Annotated in this window: 3 protein-coding genes; 1 reads left to right on the plus strand and 2 read right to left on the minus strand. The window is 65.3% G+C overall.

Going from position 1 to position 2,720, the window contains the following annotated elements; translation table 11 throughout:
- Positions 1 to 12: 12 nt before the first annotated feature.
- Positions 13 to 597, minus strand: coding sequence for a nitroreductase (locus EOA24_RS33395; RefSeq protein WP_126082349.1), 585 nt, complete (start codon positions 595 to 597; stop codon positions 13 to 15).
- A gap of 171 nt (positions 598 to 768) precedes the next feature.
- On the opposite strand from EOA24_RS33395, the gene EOA24_RS33400 reads away from it, so the two are divergent.
- A complete protein-coding gene (locus EOA24_RS33400) occupies positions 769 to 1,734 on the plus strand; it encodes a hypothetical protein (protein ID WP_126082348.1) in 966 nt (321 codons plus the stop codon).
- A 13-nt stretch (positions 1,735 to 1,747) separates the two neighbouring features.
- On the opposite strand, the gene EOA24_RS33405 is transcribed toward EOA24_RS33400, so the two are convergent.
- Positions 1,748 to 2,689 carry a lysophospholipid acyltransferase family protein gene (locus EOA24_RS33405; protein ID WP_126082347.1) on the minus strand — a complete coding sequence of 314 codons (942 nt, stop codon included), beginning with the start codon at positions 2,687 to 2,689 and terminating at the stop codon, positions 1,748 to 1,750.
- Between the last annotated feature and the right edge of the window lie 31 nt (positions 2,690 to 2,720).

The following is a 2,720-nucleotide window of genomic DNA, read 5'->3' on the forward strand; positions in this document are numbered from 1 at the left end:
GCCTTAGGCCGCTCACCCCGCCCAGGGACCGGTGTAGTCGTCATAGAGCTTGGCTGGATCTGGCCGCGGCCGCTCCGGCGCCGGCCCCTGATAGGAGCCGATATGGACGAAGCCGATAACGCGCTCCTGCGGCGAGAGCCCGAGGATCGCCCTGCCCTCCGGCACATCGGAGTACCAGTTGCTGATCATGTTGGTGCCGTAGCCCAGTGCGTTCGCCGCGATCATCAGGTTCATGGCCGCCATGCCGCCCGACAGGAACATCTCCCATTGCGGGATCTTCGGGTTCTCCTTCGGCACCGACACGACGCCGATCACCAGCGGCGCGCGCGAGAAGCGCGCCAGTTCCTGGTTGCGCCTGCCCTCCGGCAACGGCCCCTCGCGCTGCTCGGCAAGTGCAGCCAGCTTCTTGCCGATCTCGACACGCGCCTCGCCGCGGTAGAGGATGAAGCGCCAGGGCTCGAGCCGGCCATGATCGGGAACCCGCGAGGCAGCCGCCATCATCGTCGCGATCTCGGCATCGCTCGGCGCCGGCTCCTTGAGGTCCGGGATCGGCGCGGAATTGCGGGTGAGCAGGAAGTCGATGATCGGCGACGCCATGGGCGCAAGTCTCCTAAGCATTCTATAGTATTCAATTTTGAGCTGAAGCGCGCCATCGGGAGGTCGGGCGGCTCGGGCAGTGGCGTTTTGCGCCGGATAAAGAGCCGTCGGCGCAAGGCCTCGAACTCTTAAGCCTTGAAATTGCCACCGCCTTGGGCTTCAACGCAAGGCATGTTTGAGGGGACCCTGCGCCTTTTGGTGATCGCGCTCGTCGCTGCGTTGTTCGCGGTGCCGGTTTCCTTCGCGCTGGCCCAGAACGCCAACGATGTCGGCGACCTCAAGCTTCCGGGCATTTCGAGCTACGCGACGCCGAAGACAGGAGCACCGCTGGCGCTCGGCAATGGCGGCGCCATCACCCTGTCGGCGCAACTGACCGACAAGGGCGCCGACATCACCCGCGGCATTGTCTGGCGGGTGTTCAAGCCGCAGCCGTCAAGCGACGGCAAGCTTCCGATGGTGGCCTCAGCTCATGGCGGCACGGCCGTGTTCCAGCTCGACCCCGGCAGCTATCTGGTCCACGCCTCCTATGGACGCGCCGGCGCCACCAAGCGCATCACCGTCGGCAAGGCGGCCAGGCACGAAAGCCTGGTGCTCGACGCCGGCGGCCTCAAGCTCGACGCAGTGACATCGGGCGGCGCCCCAATCCAGTCGAAGAAACTGCGCTTCTCGATCTATGAAGACCATCCCGCCGCCAATGGCGACCGGGCGCTGATCGCCCCCGACGTGGCGCCGAACACTGTGGTGCGGCTGAACGCCGGCACCTACCACGTCGTCTCCACCTATGGCGCGGTCAACGCCGTGATCCGCTCCGATATCCGCGTCGAGGCCGGCAAGCTGACCGAGGCAACCGTCGAGCACCGGGCGGCCGAGATGACGATGAAGCTGGTGCGCGAGCCCGGCGGCGAAGCCATCGCCGACACGTCCTGGTCGCTGCTCAACGAGAGCGGCGACCCGATCAAGGAAGCCGTCGGAGCCTTCGCCTCGATGGTGCTGGCCGAAGGCCAGTACACCATCATCGCCAAGAACCGCGACCGCATCTACCAGAAGGATTTCACCGTCGTGGCCGGCCAGAACCAGGAGATCGAGGTCGTGGCCAACGAGTCGTCCGCCATCGATCCCGAGGAAGGCGCGGACTGATACATCTGAGCTGTCAGGCCGCCTTGCGCATCCGCCTCGGCAGGAAAGGCACGCGGGTGCGTTGCACGGAGGGCGTCGACAGGTCGAACACCGCGCGATAGAGCCGATCGAGCAGTGCCTTGCGGTCGCGCAGCGGCTCGAGGTCGCTCCATCTCAGCACATCACCGATGCGCACCTCGATCGCCTTGCCCGACAGCCGCGCGAACTCGCGGATGAGCAAGGAGGTGCGCAGCGTCAGCGACGCCTTGCCGATGAACTTCGCCACGCGGTTGTCGCGCTCGGCCATGTTCATCGGGCCGCTGACGAGATGGAACAGACGGCCGTTCTGGCCGGAAAAATGCATCGGGATAACCGAGGCCTTGGCGTCCTGGACGAGCTTGGCCGGGAACATCTTCCACGGCAGGTCGATGGCGCGGCCGAAACCCTTGGGCGCCGTGGCGACACCGCCGGCCGGGAAGACGACGATGGTGACGCCTTCCTTCAGCAGACGCACCGCCTCATGACGCACAGCCATGTTGTTCTTCAGCGCTTCCTTCGTTTCGGAAAAATCGATGGGCAGCGAATAGGGCTCCATCTCGCGGATCCTGAGCAGATCCTTGTGGATCATGACCCGGAAAGGCCGGCCGAGCTGCTCGACCAGCGAAAGCACGGCAATGCCGTCGCCGATGCCGAAGGGATGGTTGGCGACGATGACCAGCGGCGTGTCCGGCAGCGCCGCCGGCGGCCATTGCACGGCGTTGCGGACCTTGACGTCGATCAGTTCCAGCATACGGCTGAACACGCGGTCGCCGGTCGGCACCACTTGCCTGCGCCAGAAGTCATAAAGCGCGGCAAAACGGTCGCGGCCGGACAAACCCTCGACCGAATGGATGAACCAGCGCGTCAGCACCGGCTGATGCGGGTTGGCATAGGAGAGCTCGGGAAAACGTCTTTCCCGCGGTTTCAATTTGAGCATGGCGGCTCGTTACACGGCTGGCGTGACAGGC

It is taken from the genome of Mesorhizobium sp. M2A.F.Ca.ET.039.01.1.1 (genome assembly GCF_003998035.1).
GTDB lineage: Bacteria > Pseudomonadota > Alphaproteobacteria > Rhizobiales > Rhizobiaceae > Mesorhizobium.